The organism is Streptomyces sp. NPDC005866 (assembly GCF_040629895.1).
Classification (GTDB): domain Bacteria; phylum Actinomycetota; class Actinomycetes; order Streptomycetales; family Streptomycetaceae; genus Streptomyces.
On the sequence record NZ_JBEXWP010000006.1, the window covers coordinates 1 to 14,980 of the forward strand.

Annotated in this window: 11 protein-coding genes and 2 pseudogenes; 3 read left to right on the forward strand and 10 right to left on the reverse strand. The window is 70.9% G+C overall.

Translation table 11 applies throughout. From position 1 onward, the window contains the following. The 3 genes and pseudogenes from ABZ396_RS10835 to ABZ396_RS10845 form a co-directional block, all read left to right on the forward strand. Window positions 1-898, forward strand: a pseudogene (locus ABZ396_RS10835) (GTP-binding protein); the annotation flags it as partial. Window positions 899-956: 58 nt separating this feature from the next. Continuing rightward, window positions 957-1,193, forward strand: a complete 237-nt coding sequence (gene rpsR, locus ABZ396_RS10840; RefSeq protein ID WP_358916355.1) for a 30S ribosomal protein S18 — start codon at window positions 957-959, stop codon at window positions 1,191-1,193. Window positions 1,194-1,265: 72 nt separating this feature from the next. Continuing rightward, window positions 1,266-1,825, forward strand: a pseudogene (locus ABZ396_RS10845) (GNAT family N-acetyltransferase). Window positions 1,826-1,889: 64 nt separating this feature from the next. Here ABZ396_RS10845 and ABZ396_RS10850 read toward each other — a convergent pair. The 10 genes from ABZ396_RS10850 to ABZ396_RS10895 form a co-directional block, all read right to left on the reverse strand. Beyond that, the gene (locus ABZ396_RS10850; RefSeq protein ID WP_358916357.1) at window positions 1,890-2,654 is read right to left on the reverse strand and encodes a class I SAM-dependent methyltransferase; all 765 of its coding nucleotides are present in this window, start codon (window positions 2,652-2,654) and stop codon (window positions 1,890-1,892) included. 86 nt (window positions 2,655-2,740) lie between these two features. Further along, window positions 2,741-3,967: an aminotransferase class V-fold PLP-dependent enzyme gene (locus ABZ396_RS10855; protein WP_358916359.1), complete on the reverse strand. Its 1,227-nt coding sequence runs from the start codon at window positions 3,965-3,967 to the stop codon at window positions 2,741-2,743. Beyond that, entirely contained in the window at window positions 3,964-5,301 is a 1,338-nt protein-coding gene (locus ABZ396_RS10860; RefSeq protein WP_358916361.1) for a pyridoxal-phosphate dependent enzyme, read from the reverse strand. The genes ABZ396_RS10855 and ABZ396_RS10860 overlap by 4 nt, the downstream gene beginning before the upstream one ends. Beyond that, window positions 5,298-6,797, reverse strand: coding sequence for a Y4yA family PLP-dependent enzyme (locus tag ABZ396_RS10865; RefSeq protein WP_358916362.1), 1,500 nt, complete (start codon window positions 6,795-6,797; stop codon window positions 5,298-5,300). The genes ABZ396_RS10860 and ABZ396_RS10865 overlap by 4 nt, the downstream gene beginning before the upstream one ends. A gap of 173 nt (window positions 6,798-6,970) precedes the next feature. Then, entirely contained in the window at window positions 6,971-8,365 is a 1,395-nt protein-coding gene (locus tag ABZ396_RS10870) for a salicylate synthase (RefSeq protein WP_358916364.1), read from the reverse strand. A 61-nt stretch (window positions 8,366-8,426) separates the two neighbouring features. Continuing rightward, window positions 8,427-10,193 carry an ABC transporter ATP-binding protein gene (locus ABZ396_RS10875; protein WP_358916366.1) on the reverse strand — a complete coding sequence of 589 codons (1,767 nt, stop codon included), beginning with the start codon at window positions 10,191-10,193 and terminating at the stop codon, window positions 8,427-8,429. Further along, window positions 10,190-12,061 (reverse strand): ABC transporter ATP-binding protein, encoded by a 1,872-nt coding sequence (locus tag ABZ396_RS10880; RefSeq protein WP_358916368.1) that lies wholly within the window; start codon window positions 12,059-12,061, stop codon window positions 10,190-10,192. The genes ABZ396_RS10875 and ABZ396_RS10880 overlap by 4 nt, the downstream gene beginning before the upstream one ends. Then, window positions 12,058-12,786, reverse strand: a complete 729-nt coding sequence (locus ABZ396_RS10885) for a class I SAM-dependent methyltransferase (RefSeq protein ID WP_358916480.1) — start codon at window positions 12,784-12,786, stop codon at window positions 12,058-12,060. Before ABZ396_RS10885 ends, ABZ396_RS10880 begins: the two co-directional genes overlap by 4 nt. A 79-nt stretch (window positions 12,787-12,865) precedes the next feature. Further along, window positions 12,866-13,717 carry an alpha/beta fold hydrolase gene (locus tag ABZ396_RS10890; protein ID WP_358916370.1) on the reverse strand — a complete coding sequence of 284 codons (852 nt, stop codon included), beginning with the start codon at window positions 13,715-13,717 and terminating at the stop codon, window positions 12,866-12,868. Then, window positions 13,714-14,976, reverse strand: a complete 1,263-nt coding sequence (locus tag ABZ396_RS10895) for a cytochrome P450 (RefSeq protein WP_358916372.1) — start codon at window positions 14,974-14,976, stop codon at window positions 13,714-13,716. The genes ABZ396_RS10890 and ABZ396_RS10895 overlap by 4 nt, the downstream gene beginning before the upstream one ends. Window positions 14,977-14,980 lie beyond the last annotated feature (4 nt).

A 14,980-nucleotide genomic window follows, 5' to 3' on the forward strand; every position in this document is an offset into this window, starting at 1 on the left:
GCGTGGGGCCGGCCTGGGTCTGACGGGGGTGGCGTTTGTGGTGGTGTGGGTCTCGGTCTAACCCATGCCCTTGGGGGTGGTCGTCGCCCCCCCCCGCGGCGACGACCTGATGCTCACCAACGTGATCACGGCGGTGGACCCGGCCCTGGTCCTGGCGTACCTCTCCCACGGAGACGACCTGGCCGAGGCGGGACTCGCGGCGGCAGCGACAGACCAGCGCACCGTCGGTGACACCTGGGCCCGGCAACTGGAGTACGCGCCCGTCCTCGCCCTCGTGGACAGCCAGGACGCGGACGAACAGGACCACGCCCTGCTGGCCCAGCTCAACCCCACCGCCCGCCACGTCGACGCGGCCTCGGGTGAACTCGCGCAACTGGCCTTCGCCGGATTCGATGTCGAAGCGGCGGCCACGGCCCAGCACCCGGCCTGTGCACTCCTGCCCCAGGACGCCGACGAAGCAGGCGTCGCGACATTGGTCTGGCACCGCACCCGGCCCTTCCACCCCGAACGCCTCTACCAGGCGCTGGAAGACCTCTGCTGTGCGGCGGCGCGCAGCAGGGGCCGGTTCTGGCTCGCCGACCGGTCCGACACCCTGCTCGCCTGGGACGCGGCCGGCGGCGCCCTGTGCGTCGAGAGCGCGGGCCCCTGGCTCGCCTCCCTGCCCGACGCGGCCTGGGAGTTGGTCCCCCCGGTACGGCGGGCGGCCGCCGCCCTGGACTGGCATCCGGAGCACGGCGACCGCTGCCAGCACCTCGTCTTCACCTCACCCGGCCTCGACCGCTCCGGCATCGAGCAGCTTCTCGACTCCTGCTTGCTCACCGACGCCGAGTACGCGGCCGGACCCAAAGGCTGGCAGCACCTGCCCGCGGCCTTCGACTCCCTGCTCGACGCCGCGTGACCCGCCGAGCCGACCCGCACGACAGCCACGCCACGCCCACTGAAACGGAGAAAGCCACATGGCCCGACGCATCGTCACGCGCAAGCCGGTGAAGTCCCGCTCCAACCCGCTCATCGCGGCCGGGATCACCTACATCGACTACAAGGACACCAACCTGCTGCGCAAGTTCATCTCCGACCGGGGCAAGATCCGCAGCCGTCGCGTCACCCACGTCACCGCTCAGCAGCAGCGCCAACTCGCCGCGGCCATCAAGAACGCCCGCGAGATGGCCCTCCTCCCCTACTCCAGCAAGTGACATGGCGCTGACGACGGCGATCGCCCGATGGACCAACCCGCCGACGCAGGACCGTCTGGCAGGCTGATCGCCATGACAGCGCACACGGCAGTGACGTCACTTGAGTTCGCACAGCTCACCCGGCCCCATGAACTGACCTCCGACCTGCGGCGGGAGCTGGTCGACTGTTGGGTGGCGGTGAGCAATGCCGGCGGAGCGGTCATCCCGCACGGGTTCTCATTGCCGCCGGTGAGTGAGCAGGAGGTCGGGCCGGTGCTCGACGAGATCGTCCAGGCACTCGATCGCAACGGAGCAGGCTGCTCGTGGCCACCGTGGCAGGCGTGCTGGCGGGATGGCTGCTCCTTCGCCGCGATCCGCACCCGCTCGTCGCGCACTGCGGCGTGGTCAACCACGTGCAGACGCACACCGGGTTCCGTGGCCTGGGGATCGGTGCCGCGTTGATGCGCCGCGTCCCAGGCGTCGCCCGTGACGAGATGGGCATGGAACGGCTGGGGCTCGCCGCGCGGTCCGGCCTGGGGCTGGAGGATTTCTACCGCAAGCTGGGCTGGGTGGAGGTCGGCCGATGGCCGGGGGCACTGCGGGTGGCCCCCGGTGACGACCGCGACGAGATCCTGATGGGTCTCGTCCTCTGACAGGCGTCCGCGACCGCCCGGGAGCCGTCCCGGTGGACTCGCAGGCGGTCGCAGCCGGTGCGGATCAGTCCTTGACCGCCACGAGGACTTGGCTGTCGCCGAACTGCCAGACGGACGTGACATGGCGAAAGCCCGCCGTCCGCAGCAGTTCGGCATGGCGGGCGGCGGTCAGGTGGCCCCCGCCGCTGCCGATTGCCGAAGCCCGTCGCTGCTCTCGCTCGGTGAACAGGTCGGCGAGTTCCGGGTCCTGGGCCGCCTCGGCCCACCAGGAGTGCCAGTCCTCGTTCGCGTGGGCGCGTGATCGCTCGGCCCTGCGGCGACCCACCTGCGTGGTGAGTTCCGAGAGGGGCGAGCCGTTCTGGGGGAAGTGGTCGCCGTTGATGAGGACGCCGCCGGGCCACAGGAGTCCCGCGAGACGGCGGTAGGTGTGCAGGAGGGCCGGCTCGGCCAGGTAGTGCAGGGCTGTTGTCGAGACGGCCGCGTCCAGAGGCCGGTCCAGACCGAGTGCGTCGGTCCAGTCGTCGTCGCCGATGACGGCGTCGACGTAGCGGGCGGCGTCCGGGTGGTGGGTGCGGCCGAGTTCCAGGAGGACGGGGTCCATGTCGACGGCGACGATCTCCGCGTTCGGCATGCGCCTGGCGAGCCGCGCCGCCAGCGAGCCCGGCCCGCAGCCCAGGTCGAGGAGGAGTGGCCGCCCGCGGTCGGCGGTCACGTGCTCGACCACGTCCGCGATCACGGTGAACCGCTCCTCACGGTCGACGGCGTAGTGCTGCTGCTGCCGTTCCCAGCGCTCCACCCACATCTTGGCCGTCGCCATGCTCACGCCCATCTGGTCGCGCCACCTCTTCCGTCTCTCACCTGTCGCGGTCACTGCCGAATCTACAGGTGGAAACGGTTTTCGGTTCCATTATCTCCTCAATCGAGTGACGCCAGCACGGCCAGCAGACGGTCGACCTCGTCCGCGGTGTTGTAGACGTGCAGGCTGACCCGTACCGAGCCGTCCTTCTTCTCGTCGGCGCCTGCCTGGCAGAGGCTGTCGGCCCGCACCATGAAGCCATGGCTGAAGAGGATGAAGCCGAGGTCGTCGGATGGAATGCCGCGATGGCGGAAGGTGACGATGCCATGGCGGCGCTGCTGGAGGGGCAGCGCGGAGTCGGCGGCCAGGCTGGACCGGCAGCCCAGGATCTCGTAGGAGGCGAGGTGCCGGAGTCCGTCGGTCAGCCGCATCGCCAGAGCGACCGTCCATCGCGCGATCCGCTCGACGCCCGCCGCCTCCAGCCAGTCGAGCGCCGCCTCCAGCGAGGCGATGCCCACCGTGTTGGGGGTGCCCTGCCAGCCGCCGGGCTCGAAGACCGGGCCGCGCGCGTTCTTTGCCCAGACCGCACCGGTGCCGGGCAGGGCCAGCGCCTTGTGGCCCGAGAAGACGACGAAGTCGACGTCGAGCGCGGGATCGGCCACGGAGACCGGGAGATGGCCGATGCTCTGGGCGGCGTCCAGGCAGATCGGCACGTCCGGACCGACGGCCGCGCGGATGCGGTGCACGTTCATGTCACCGCCGTAGACGTGATGGAGGTGCGTGGCGGCGACGAAACGGGTGCGCGGTCCGACGATTTGGTCCAGCGCCCGGTGGTCGTAGTCGCCCGACTCGGCCTGGTACGGCAGCGCCCGCACGCCGACCTTGATTCCCCGGTCGGCCAGCAGCCGTTGGGCCTCCAGCCAGGGGTCCAGATTGGCCCGGTGGTCGGCGAAGGGGACGAGGATCTCGTCGCCGTCGGAGAGAAACGAGGTGAGCCAGTCGCGTGCGATGGCGCGCAGTCCCTCGGTGGTGCCGCTGGTGAAGTGGACGGCGGACCGCTGTGGGGCCGGGTCGCCGAGGAACTCCTTGACCCGCCGTCGGGTGCGCTCCACCAGCCCCGTGGTCCGGTTGGCCCACGGGTAGGTGCCCCGCCCCGCGTTGGCGTTCGACGTCGTCAGGTACGACTGAACCGCTTCCAGTACCGCCCGGGGCTTCTGCGCGGTGGCCGCGCTGTCGAGGTAGGCCAGCTCGGGGTGAGCGGTGATGATGGGGAACTGCTCCCGCAACTCGCGCTGCCAAGCCACGACGGTCCGCTCCTCCCACGAGCCGGGGTGCACGCCGCTCATTCGCGTATCAGCGGCGCGCCCGCGTCCCGCCAGGCGATGATGCCGCCCGCTAGGCTGCGCACGTCGGGATGGCCCATCCGGGTCAGCAGCGCGGCGTACCGGGCCGACTTCTCGCCCACCGGGCAGGCCAGCAGCACCGGCTGCGCCTTGCTGAAGGGCAGCCCGTCGCGCACGAGTTCCTCGAAGAGCTCGTCGACGATGTTGATCGAACCCTCGATGTGCAGCGCGGCGTACGCGTGCGGACCCCGCAGGTCGACGACGAGCGGGCGCGGCTCCCCGCCGGCGATCCATCGCCGCGCGCCGTCGATGTCCACGACCCGCGCCCCGTCCCGGACCTCGGCCTCGGTGAGAGCGGCGGCAGAGTGGCCCCGGCGCGGCCGGCCGAGCAGCTCGGGGCGGCGCTGCCGTACATAGCTCAGATAGCTCTCGGCCCGGTCGCAGACGATGAAGACCGCCGTGCGGCGCTCGTCCGAGTCGGCCAACTCCGCTTCCACGGACCGAAGATGGCGTACGGCACCCAGGTAGGCGCCGCCGCCGGTCGGCCCGGTCAGCAGTCCGCAGCGGCGGATGAGGGTCAGCATGCCGTCGATGGCCTCCTCGGAGGTGACCGACTCGATGGTGTCGTACGTCGCCGGGTCGAACAGGCCGACCTGGTGGACCTCGTCGATGGTGCGGATGCCGGGGATGAAGTCCGACTTGTGGGCGACCAGGCCGAGGACGCGTACGTCCGGGTCGTGCTCGCGCAGCACCCGGGCCACGCCGGTCGACGAACCCGCCGTACCCACGCACCCGATGAACCAGTCCGGCGCACGTCCGTCCAGGTCCTTGATGATCTCCGGGCCGGTACCGGCCGCGTGGGCCTCGGTGTTGAGCGGGTTGAAGTACTGGTCGGTGTGCAGATACGTGCTTCCCGGCTCGATCAGGGCCTGGTGGAAGCGGGTCAGCGGGTCGTCCGTGTCGGTCGGGTCGAGACACTCGCTCTGCCCGGGCAACTCCTCGATCTCGGCGCCGAGCAGGAGGAGCAGCTCCTTGATCTCCGGCACCCGCATCCGGTTGGTGACGCTCTTGAAGCGCAGGCCGTGCATGCCGGCGAGGAGAGCGAGGGCTTTGGCAGTGTTGCCGCTGGAGAGTTCCACGACCGTCTCGCCCTGCTCGACGGCGGCTTCGAGCAGCGGGCGGGCCATGTTCCAGGCGGGCCGGTCCTTGACCGAGCCGAAGGGGTTGAGCATCTCCAGCTTCGCGTACAGGTCGATGTGGCGCAGGCCGTGCACGGCGGGGTCGATGCGCACCAAGGGTGTGTTGCCGATGGCTTCCGTGATGCTGTCGTACCTCATGACCAGGCTCCCTGGGGATGTGTGATCGGCCAGTACTCCTCGTCCAGGCACCAGCGCCAGGAGTCGCCTTCTCGTACGACGGCCACGGTGCGGGCGAGCGGCTGCCGTTGGGCGTGATGGGCGTGGAAGTCCATCGCGTAGCCCGCAGTGTTGGCGAAAGCCAACAGGTCACCGGGGCGCGGGAGCCGGGGAAGGAAGACCGTGCGGCGCGTGATCAGATCGGCCTCCAGACAGAGATTGCCGACGAGATACACCCCCACCGGACCCTCGTCGCTCTCCCCTTCCGCGCCGGCGCGCGGAAGCAGGACGGGGTCGACGAGTACGCCGTGTTCTTCCAGGCTCACGTCCCCGGCGTTCATGCCCAGACGGACCAGATACTCCCCGGTCCCCTCTCCCGTCCGCCGTACGTCCAGGACCTTCGCCAGCGAGAGTCCGCACTGGTCGACGAGAGCGCGGCCCGGTTCGGCGCACAGGTCGTACATGTGCTCCAGGAGCAGGGTGGCGGCCGGGCGGCCCAGGGAGGGCGCAGGCAGGGAGAGCAACTCGTTGAGGTAGTCGGGCCCGGCGGTGGGCCGGTACGCCGGATACAGGGCCGCTGCCCCGCGCACTGTGCCGCCCTCGTTGCGCAGCCCGTAGCCGTGGCCGCGCCAGGTCAGGGCGGGACGGGTCCCGAGAACGGCCTCGGTCAGCGCGGTGGTGTAGCGGTCCCACTCGGCGGCGTCGGCGACGTATCCGACTCCGAAGCCGCCGCCGATGTCGAGGACGCGCGGTGACAGGCCCCGGGCCCGGCACTCGTCCATGACCACCACACAGCGCTCCAGCGCGCGGACCTTCTCCGTGAGACCGGTCGTGTCCAGGTGGTACGCGATGCCGGTCAACTCGACCGCGTCGCGGTGCCGTTCGACCGCCGAGAGCAGTTCTGCCACCTCCCCCGCCGGTGAGCCGAAGCGGCTGCGCCGGGAGAGCATTCGCACACCGGGCTCCTCCGAGCCTCCCGCCGATTCGAATCCGGAGAGCCGCAGCAGGACATCGACCCGGGGAAGGGCGTACTTCCGCACCAGTTCGGCCAGTTGGTCGAGTTCACCCCGTGAGTCGAGGTTCACCGTCACCCCGACGCGAGCCGCCAGCCACAGGAACTCCGGGTCCTTGGGGCCGGTGGCCATGATCCGGTCTGGTGTGAAGCCGCACCCCAGGGCATGGCGCAGCTCCCCGAGTGAGGCGACATCGACGCCGACGGCAGCCGGGTCCTCCACGGCCAATCGCCGTACCAGGGAACTGGACTGGTTCGCCTTGTGCGCGAAGTACACGCGTCCGGCCAGGTGGTGCTCGCGGTAGACGGCATGGAACCGTTGTGCGTTCTCGGCCATCCGTTCCGGCAGCAGTACGTTGAGCGGTGAGCCGAGCGCATCGACAAGGGAATGGAGGAACGATCCGGCGTCCAGCAGTGAGCTGAGCGGGGGTTCGAGTCGTGGCCGCAGACGCAGGGGCTCACCCACGGCAGATCCTCCCCCTCGACACCGGTCGACCGCTATTCCGACAACCGTTCGGGCGTAATCATTTCCGCCTACAAGCGTCTTTAAGCCCTGGCGGACGACGAGGCGTCATTGCGCACGAGCGGGTCCGGACCGCCGGGTGGTCCGGGCCCGCTCGTGGCGCAGGCGAAGAGGCGTCAGCCATCGGCATACCTGAGATGGGGAGCGACGCTGCGAAGCTTCTCGCACGTCTCCTCGATCTCCCGCTCGGGGACGGACTGCCCGGTGACACCGGCTCCCGCACGGAGCCAGACCTCGTCTCCCTCCCCCAGCAGCGTGCGGAGGACGAGGGCCGCATCCAGTGAGCCGCCAGTACTGCCCCGGAACACGGCACCGCCGTAGAGGCCGCGGGCCCCCTCCTCGTAGCGGGCCAGCACGCCCAGAGCGGCTCGCTTCGACACGCCCGTGGCAGTGATCGCGGGGAACAGTGACGCGAACGCACCCCACGGGCCGGCCTCAGACCGCAGTCGGCCCGTGACGCGCGAGGCCAGGTGCTGTACCGACCCGCGCGGCTTCACCGTCATGAACTCCTCGACCACCACGGAGCCGGGGCGGCAGACCGCCTCCATCTCGTCGCAGGCAAGGCGTACGGAGACCGCGTGCTCGTGGATCTCCTTCGGGTCCGTGAGCAGTTCTGTCCGCCGGCGTTCGTTCTCCGCCGGGTCGGTGTCCAGGGCGCGGGTGCCCGCGAGCGGCTGGGTGCTGACGCGTCCGTCCTCCCGGACCTCCAGTACGGTCTCGGGGCTGAACCCGGCCGCTCTGCGCCCACCGAGGTCCAGCAGATAGGAGCGTGCCGGGGTGTTGGCGCGTCGGCCCGCGAGGTAGGAGGCGGCGAAGTCGGTACGCGGCTCGGCGGTCAGCGGCACCTTCCGGGACAGGACGGCCTTCTCCAGCAGTCCCGCCCGGATATCCGCGACGGTCCGGGCCACGGCTTGCCCATAGGCCGTGGTGCCCTCGGCGATGATGCGCTCGGCGTCGGTCGGCGTGACCTCGCCGACCGTGTCCTGCGGGGCGGGCGGCTCGGCGAGCAGGTCGCCGGCCTTCTGCGCCCATGCCTCGTCGACTGCTCGGATGACAGCCCGGTCGGGCGTCAGGGACACCTCTACGCACGGAACCAGGGCGTGCAGCAGAGGCCCGGTGCCGCCTGCCGCCGGGTCGCCGTGGAGGACGTGCGCGAGCTCGAAGGCGGCCCAGCCGTAGAAGTGACGCTCTGTGCCCCCCGCGTTCGCCAGTACGGCGAGGGCCTCGGCGAACACTTCCAGCGGCTGCGTGCCGGTCTCGGACGTCCAGGTCCTTCCGTCGGCCCTGGCAGTGAGACGGTCCGCGGTGGCGGTGAGGGTCACGGCCGAGCCGGCCGCGAAGTGCCAGACGCCTTCCCTCTCGTACACGGCGTACTGGTCGGCCAGTCCCGCCCTGGCGAGGTGGACGGCGGTGACCGCGGGGTCGTGGCGGGATTCCAGGGTGCTCGTGCACCGGAGCGGGGGAACCGCCCTCGCCCACTCGTCCCAGCCGGTCCGGGAACCGATGCTCATCGTCGTATGCCTTCCCTCTGCCGTTGGGCTCGTTCGCCGGTCACGCGCACCCGGTCCCGGGTCATGTGCGTGCCGCTTCCAGCCGCCAGCCCTGTGCGTGCGCTCGCTGCTCCCAGAAGGAGGCGTATGTCCCGCCCGCCGTGACCAGTTCGGCGTGCGTGCCGCGCTCGGTGATCCCGCCGTCCTCCAGGACGAGGATCTGGTCGGCGGACACGACGGTACTGAGCCGGTGCGCGATGACCAGCAGCGTCTTCCGGTCGGCGAGAGTGCGGACGGTCTCGGCGAGCAGGGCCTCGTTCTCCTGGTCCAGGGCGGCGGTGGCCTCGTCGAGGACGAGGATCGGAGTGTCCTTGAGGAGAGCACGGGCGATGGACACGCGTTGACGCTGGCCTCCGGAAAGCCTCGTGCCGCCTTCCCCGACCCTGGTGGCCCAGCCGTCGGGGAGCACCTCGATCACACGGTCAAGTCCGGAGAGTGCGGCAGCCCTGCGTAGTTCCTCGGGACCGGCGTCGGGGGCGCCGATGCGGACGTTCTCCTCGATCGTGCCCTCGAAGAGGTACACGTCCTGGAAGACCAGGGAGACGTGGGCGGCCAGCTCTTCGGGAGCGATGTCCCGTACGTCGACGCCTCCGATCCGGACGGTGCCGTCGGTGGCGTCCCAGAAGCGGGCGAGGAGCCTGGCGACCGTGGTCTTGCCGGCGCCGGAGGGGCCGACCAGGGCTGTCATGCTGCGCTCGGGCAGGCGGAAGGTCACATCGTTGAGTACCGGGGTCGTGGGTTCCGCGTCCGGCCGACCGGCTTCCCCCGTGTCGTAGCGGAAGCCGACACCGGTGAACTCCACGCTCGCGCCCTGAGGCACCTTGGGCTCGGCGGGCTGGGGGAACGGGGTCTCGTCCAGGACCGCGCCGAGCCGTTCCAGGCTGTTGCGGGCGATGCGCATGCCGGCGCCGACGTCGGCGGCTCCCGAGAGGCTGTCGATCAGCCGGACCAGCAGCACCAGGAGTGCCAGCAGGGTGGGGACGGTGAGCGAACCGTCCAGTTCCCAGGACACGCCCAGCGCCAGCAGCAGGGCGAACACCAGCCGGGTGGTGAAGGCGAAGGAGACCAGGCCCGGCAGTCCACGGACGATGAGCCGGCGGTCCGCGCGTGCCTCCGCGACCAGGGCGTCGTCCAACGCCCCGTAGCCTTCGACCGTGCGCCCGAAGGCCCGCAGGACCGGCTGGTTCTGCGCGAACTCCAGGACCCTGTCGGCGGCTTCCCCGATAGCTCCGTCCCGGCCCTGGTCGAGCCGGCGCATCACCGCGGTGCTCGCCAGGTGTACGGCGAACAGCACGGGAGCGCAGACCAGCAGTACGAGTGCGGTCCGCACGTCGAAGAAGAGCGTCGCGACCACGAGGGTGACGGGGGTCAGCAGTGAGCTGACGAACGGCCGCAGCAGGTGGGCCGGCATGTTCATCACCTGGATGACGTTCTGCCCGGCCAGCCGGCTGAATTCGGCCGCCCGTCCGGCCGTGAACCAGCCGAGCGGCAGGTCCAGTGCGCGGTCCGCCAGACGGCGGTGCAGTACCCGGGAGAGCTGCGAGCCGACGGTGAAGCCGCCGCTGAGGGCGGCAGCCTGCAGTACCGCGTAGCCGAGCGAGCAGCCGACGAGTGCGGTCAGCCAGGGCCACACGTGGCTCGGATGATCGCTGAGCAGCGCGCGTAGTACGGGCACCAGGAGGGCGAAGGCGACGCCCTGGAGGACGGCCGCGCCGGCCAGGAGGACCAGCAGGCGGTTCAACGGACGTGAACCGTCGGGGCCGAGGACGCGGTAGAGCTGGCGGATCATCGTGAGCTTCCCTCTCGGATGTCGTCCCGGGTCTCGCCCGCGACCGGACGGGCGGTGACCTGGCGGGGAACCCCGTCGGACGGGACCGGCAGTGCCTCCTGCTGCGCTTCCCACAGGCGGGCGTAAAGGCCGTCGGCGGCCAACAGGTCGTCGTGGCGGCCCTGTTCGGTGATGCGTCCGCCGTCGAGGGCCACGATCCGGTCGGCGGTGCGGATGGTCGCCAGCCGGTGCGCGATGACCAGCAGGGTGCGGTTGCTGGCGAGGGCGGACAGCGCGTCCTGGATCAGTGCCTCGGAGTTCGGGTCGGCGTACGCGGTGGCCTCGTCCAGGACGAGGACGGGGGCGTCGGCGAGCAACGCCCGTGCGATCGAGAGGCGCTGCGCCTCTCCCCCGGACAGGGTGACGCCCGTGCCGACCTCGGTCGCGTACCCGTCGGGCAGGGCCATGACGCGGTCGTGGATCCTGGCCGCGCGGGCACACCGCTCCACTTCCTCGTCGGTGGCCTCGGGGCGGCCCAGGCGGATGTTGTCGGCGACGCTCGCCCGCAGCAGCCGCACGTCCTGGAGGACGAAGCCGACGCGCCGATACAGCTCGGCCGCGGGGACGTCCCGGATGTCGACGCCGCCGACGGTCACCGTGCCGGTGGTGACGTCGTGGAAGCGGAGCAGCAACGACGCGAGCGTGGACTTGCCCGAGCCGGAAGGGCCGACGAGCGCCGTGACCGTACCGGGGGCCAGGTCGAGGTCGATGCCGCTGAGCGCGTCGGTGCGGCCGTCGTAGGAGAAGGACACACCGCGCAGGGAGACGTCGTGGCCCTCCGGCACGGCGGGTGTCGTGGACTCCGGCAGGACGGTTGTGTCCAGCAGCGCGGAGATACGGACGGCGGCCGCCTGGCCGGCCCGGATCTGCTGGATGCGGGGACCGACAACGCCCATGGGGGCGGCGACGGCAGGGCCGAGCAGCAGGAAGGGCACGAACTCCGCGCCGGTGATCCAGCCGTTGGTGACGAATACCGCGCCCACCACGGACAGGAGCAGCAGCACGACGGCCGGGGAGACCACCAGTACGGCAGCTGTGGAGGTGACCACGGTGGCGCGTACCCAGCGGGAGAAGAAGTCGGCGAATCCTTCGGTGGCGTTGAGGAACCGCTCGTGGGCCTTGCGCCCGCGTCCGAAGGTCTTCAGGACGGCGATTCCGCCCGCGAACTCCACGGCGGCGGAGGAGATACGGCCCAGTGCGGCTCCGAACTCGGCCATCTGCGCCGCCGCACCCGACATGGCCCTGCTGAACAGGAACACGCCCAGGGCCAGCGGCAGCACGCTGATCAGGGCCAGGCGCCAGTCGACGGTGAACAGGTAGACCAGTGCCAGCACCGGTGCGGTGAGCACGGCGACGACATCGAGCAGGGTGTGGGCGACCAGCGTGTGCAGCGCCCGTACGTCGTCCTGCACCGCCTGCTTGACCTCGCCGGACCCCTTGGTGGTGATCCAGCCGAGCGGCAGCCGCCCGATGTGCCGGGCGAGCCGGCGGCGGAGCGTGAGCTGAAGGTCGTTGTCGGCCAGGTGGCCGACGGCGCCGGCCGCCGTACCGCACACCAGCGCGAGCAGGCCCGCCGCGCAGGCGAGCGTGACCAGCGGCCACAGGTCGTCGCCGCCGGCGCGGGAGCCTGCGGTGAGGCGGTTCGCGATGCGGGAGACGGCGATGAACGGAACCACGCCGGCGAGAGCCGCGACGGCCTGGAGGCCCACGGCGAGCGCGAGTGGCCCGCGGACCGGCTCCAGCAGTCCGCGCAACGGTGGCGGGGGCGCTTCGGTCCGCGCGGTGGGGGAAGTCGAGTCCGGGTCCTGCCCGGGCGGCTGTGGCTTCACTTGACGAGGACTCCGATTTCGGGGATGGGGCGACCGCCCGCCTCGGTGACGCGGCGGCTGGTCATGCCCGCTTCTCGGGCGAGCTGAGCGACGTCGAAGGTGTGCCAGACATAGCTGTCGGCGACCTCACGCACGGTGCGGCCGTCCCGCAGGACCTTCCAGGTGGTGGTGAACCGCATGGCGTCGCCCTCGGTGGGTTCGCCGCCGATCCACCACTCGTACGTCTGGCGTCCGATGGTCTCTTTGAGAGACATCACCGGTGGGATGGTGCGTGGTGAGGAGACACCCATCAGTTCCACGACGATGGGCGCGCCGTCGGGCAGGCGGGCGGCGAGGCGTTTCCAGAGCGCCACGCGTTCGGTGACCGTGAGATGGCCCGCCACTCCGAAGATGACCACGGCCGAGAGCCGTCGGGGCAGCGGAAGGTCCTGTGCCGCGCCGTCGACCACGGTCACCCGGCGCCGCAGGTCGGGGTCGCGGGCGACCCTGGAGGTGAGCATGGCGCGCATCGTGGCCGAGGGTTCCGCGGCGATGATCTCGGCCTCGGGCAGGGCGGAGGCGATGACCTCGGTCACGCGTCCGGTACCCGCGCCGATCTCCAGCACGGGGCCGTGCGAGACGTCGACACCCTTGAGGACTTGGCTGAGCGGCGGTCCGCTGCTGGCGGTGTGCCGGGTGGCGACCAGCTCGTAGAACTCGGCCGAGGTCGAGTAGTAGTCGATCACAAGGATCTCCATGCGTACGCGGCAGGGCGTGCGGACTGCGTTCGTGCGGGCCGTGTTCGCGCGGCCGGCGGACGGCGGCTCACGGCGTGCTCGGCCAGGTGTGGCCGCCCGTGGTCAGCGAGGGGTCCATCCGACGCAGGACGGTGGCTACGACCTCGCGGCGTTGCGGGGTGAGGTAGAAGTGGTCGCCCGGGAAGGTCCGTACCTCGGTGCGGGCGGTCGTGAGGTCCGCCCAGCCGCCGGCCCGGTCACGGCTGCGCTCCTCGCCGAGTTCGGGGTCCGCGCTGCCGGTCAGCACGTGGATCGGGCAGTGCAACGGCGGCCGGTGGGCCGGCCGGTACGTTTCGATGAGCCGGTAGTCATTGCGTACGATCCCGAGGATCAGGGCACGCAGCCCGGGGTCGTCGAGCACCTCACGGCTGGTACCGCCCAGCCGTTGCAGTTCGGCGCAGAGCACGTCGTCGCCTTGGCGGTGCACGTCACCGACCACCGCCGTGCCGGGAGCCGCGCGGCCGGAGGCGAAGAGCCGCCGCGGACCGGGTGCCCCGCGGCGGTCCAGCTCATGGGCCAGTTCCCAGGCGATCGCGGACCCCATGCTGTGCCCGAACAGGGCGTACGGCCGGTCCAGCAGGGGCACGAGGCCCTCCGCGAGAGCCGTCACCAGCTCACCCATGCTGTCGATCATCGGCTCTTCGAAGCGGTCCTCGCGGCCCGGGTACTGGACGCCGAGCAACTCCACCTCAGGGGGCAGCAGCGCGGCCCAGGACCGGTAGAAGCTCGCGCTGCCCCCCGCGTGCGGAAGACAGATCAGCGTGAGCCGGGCGGCGGCCCCGTCGCTCCAACGCCTGATCCACGGGCTGTCGGTGCGCCGGGCACGGCGACCCTCGACACCGGTGCGGGAGGACGCGTTCGGCAGAGAGGCGCCGGTCACCAGGCCACCATCAGCTCTTCGAGGCCGAAGGTGGCCGAGTCGTGTTTGAACGCGACCTGCTCACGGTCCCCTACGAGCCGGAGCGTGGGCACGCGGCGGATGAGCGTCTCCAGGGCGACCTCCAGTTCGAGCCGCGCCAGGTGCTGCCCGACGCACTGGTGCACGCCGTAGCCGAACGCGACGTGGTGGTTGTCCGTCCGGTGGAAGTCGACCTGTTCCGGGTGGTCGAACTGCTCGGGGTCGTGGTTGGCCCCGGCGAGAAGGGCGATGACACCGTCGTCGGCGGGAACCACCCGGCCGGAGAGCTCGATGTCCTCCGTGGCGACCCGCAGGGGGATTGAGTCGGCGACGGACATGACGCGCAGAAGCTCGTCGACGGCGGCGGGCATGAGCGAGGGGTCGCCGCGCAGTTCCTCCATCAGGTCCGGCCGGTCCAGGAGGAGCAGGGTGCTCAGCGCGATCATGCTGGTGCTGGTCTCGCGGCCGGCGTTGATCGTGATGCCGATCGTGGAGAGCAGTTCGTTCAGTGCGATGTTGCCGGTGTTCAGGTGGTCCGCGACGAGCTTGGAGATCAGGTCGTCGCGGGGTTCCTCCTGCCGTTTGGTAACCAGGTCGGCTATGAGACCGAAGAGACCGCCGAGGGCTTCGGAGACCTGCTCGGCGGTGCTGTTGCGGGAGCCGGAGATCCGGGTGACGTCCCGGAAGAACTCCAGGTTCTCCCGGGGAATGCCGAGCAGTTCGCAGATCACCGAGGTGGACACGGCGTTCGCGTACACGGAGACGAAGTTGACCGGTCCCTGGGCGGCGAGCATGTCGTCCAGGATCTCGTCCACGCGTGCCTGTACGGCGGGCCGCATCGCGCGCGTCCGGCGCACCGTGAACTCCGGCAGCAGCATCCGTCGGTAGCGGGTGTGCTCGGGGGCGTCGGTGCGGATGAAGGGACGGAATTTGGCTCCGGCCTCCTGTTCCCCTTCGCCAAGCGCGGGGAAGTTCGGACGGCGGATGTCCGCGCTGACGCGCGGGTCCGACAGCAACTCCCGCACGTCGTCGTAGCGGGTCACCACCCAGGCTTCGCGCTTGGTCGGCAGTGTCACGCGCGCCACCGGGTCCTTAGCGCGCAGAGCGTCGTACTCCTCCGGCGCCGCGAAAGGACAGCCCCGCTGGATGGGGAACTCGCGGGGAGAGGTGGCGCCTTCCGGCGCGCTCCCGTCAGAGGTCACGTCGGGGATGTCGGAGCTTGCGGATTCGGGAGTGATCATCGGA

What these genes read in the sequence shown, in the direction of transcription:
- rpsR (WP_358916355.1), top strand. Translation starts at nt 957, where the DNA reads ATGGCCCGACGCATCGTCACGCGCAAGCCGGTGAAGTCCCGCTCCAAC.
- ABZ396_RS10850 (WP_358916357.1), bottom strand. Translation starts at nt 2,654, where the DNA reads ATGGGCGTGAGCATGGCGACGGCCAAGATGTGGGTGGAGCGCTGGGAA.
- ABZ396_RS10855 (WP_358916359.1), bottom strand. Translation starts at nt 3,967, where the DNA reads ATGAGCGGCGTGCACCCCGGCTCGTGGGAGGAGCGGACCGTCGTGGCT.
- ABZ396_RS10860 (WP_358916361.1), bottom strand. Translation starts at nt 5,301, where the DNA reads ATGAGGTACGACAGCATCACGGAAGCCATCGGCAACACACCCTTGGTG.
- ABZ396_RS10870 (WP_358916364.1), bottom strand. Translation starts at nt 8,365, where the DNA reads ATGAGCATCGGTTCCCGGACCGGCTGGGACGAGTGGGCGAGGGCGGTT.
- ABZ396_RS10875 (WP_358916366.1), bottom strand. Translation starts at nt 10,193, where the DNA reads ATGATCCGCCAGCTCTACCGCGTCCTCGGCCCCGACGGTTCACGTCCG.
- ABZ396_RS10895 (WP_358916372.1), bottom strand. Translation starts at nt 14,976, where the DNA reads ATGATCACTCCCGAATCCGCAAGCTCCGACATCCCCGACGTGACCTCT.